The sequence below is a fragment of the Leucobacter soli genome (assembly GCF_042659205.1).
GTDB classification, from domain to species: domain Bacteria; phylum Actinomycetota; class Actinomycetes; order Actinomycetales; family Microbacteriaceae; genus Leucobacter; species Leucobacter soli.
On record NZ_JBHSRW010000382.1, the window covers coordinates 1 to 1,271 of the forward strand.

1 protein-coding gene and 1 other annotated feature are annotated in these 1,271 nt (G+C 64.9%); the gene reads left to right on the forward strand.

The window, feature by feature from the left end:
• Positions 1-48: 48 nt before the first annotated feature.
• Positions 49-1,271 (forward strand): IS3 family transposase gene (locus ACFPZL_RS13355; protein ID WP_218116475.1). Its coding sequence is split into 2 segments (ribosomal slippage), with 1,224 coding nucleotides annotated over them: positions 49-334 and positions 334-1,271; the frame shifts between segments, so codons are not numbered across the junction. This gene is flagged as partial in the annotation.
• Positions 319-424 (forward strand) — a sequence feature (AL1L pseudoknot). (Overlaps the previous gene by 106 nt.)

Genomic DNA, 1,271 nt, shown 5'->3' on the forward strand with positions numbered 1-1,271 from the left:
TGAATCGCCCTGGGTTTCGTTCCGTTCTTCAAGCAAGGATGGAACACGATGAATCAGAAGTACTCGCCCGAGATGCGGGAACGCGCGCTCCGGATGCTCGACGAGGCGAAGCCCGAGCACCCGAACCTCATGACGGCCGTCCGGCATGTCGCAGCGCTCCTCGGCATGAGCGCCGAGACCCTGCGCGTCTGGCATCGCCGCCGCGAGGTTGACGCCGGTGAACGGCCCGGCGTGCCCAGCGACATCGAAGCCGAGAACGCCCGGCTGCGCCGCGAAGTCGCGGAGTTGAGAAAGGCGAATGAGATCCTCAAAGCTGCGAGCATCTTTTTCGCGAAGGAGCTCGACCACCCCTCGACGAAATGATCCGGTTCATCGACGAGAACCGGGATCAGTTCGGGGTCGAGCTCATCTGCCGCGTCCTCCGCGACGCGGTGCGAGGGTTCCTCACTTCCCGCGGTTATCGCGCCGCGAAAGCCCGCCCGAAGTCAGCCAGGCAGTTGCGTGACGAGTTGCTCGTCCCAGAGATCGTGCGGCTTCACGGCGAGAACTACGGCGTCTACGGCGTCCGGAGAATGCATGCCTTGCTGCGCCGGCAAGGATGGGACGTCGGCCGCGACCAGACCTCGAGGCTCATGCGCCTGGCCGGCGTCCGCGGGGTCTCGAAAGCCCGTCGGGCGTTCACGACGAAACCCGATCCGGAGCAGGCGAAGCCGAAAGACCTCGTTCAGCGCGACTTCACCGCTCCCGCGCCGCGGAAGCTATGGGTGGCGGACATCACGTATATCGCGACGTGGCAGGGCTTCGCGTATACGGCGTTCGTGACCGACGTGTTCAGCCGTCGGATCGTGGGCTGGAACGTTGCCTCGACGCTGAAGGCGGACGTGTTGCCGTTGCAGGCGTTGAACATGGCCGCGTTCACCGCTGACGGGCCGCTGGACGAGCTCGTTCATCACGCCGATCACGGCTCGAACTACCTCTCCATCGTCTATACCGATCGGATCGCGGAACTCGGCGCGAAGCCCTCGACCGGGACCGTCGGCGACTCGTATGACAATGCCCTCGCGGAGGCAGTGAACAGCCTTTACAAGGCCGAGCTGATCCGTCGGCAGGGTCCGTGGCGGACGGTCGAGCAGGTCGAGCTCGCGACGCTCGAGTACGTGTGGTGGTGGAATAACTCCCGCCTCCATGGTGAGCTCGGCTATCGGACGCCGGTCGAGGTCGAGCAGGCGTATTACGCTGGCCAGGAATCACCCTCGCTTGCCCTTGCCGGG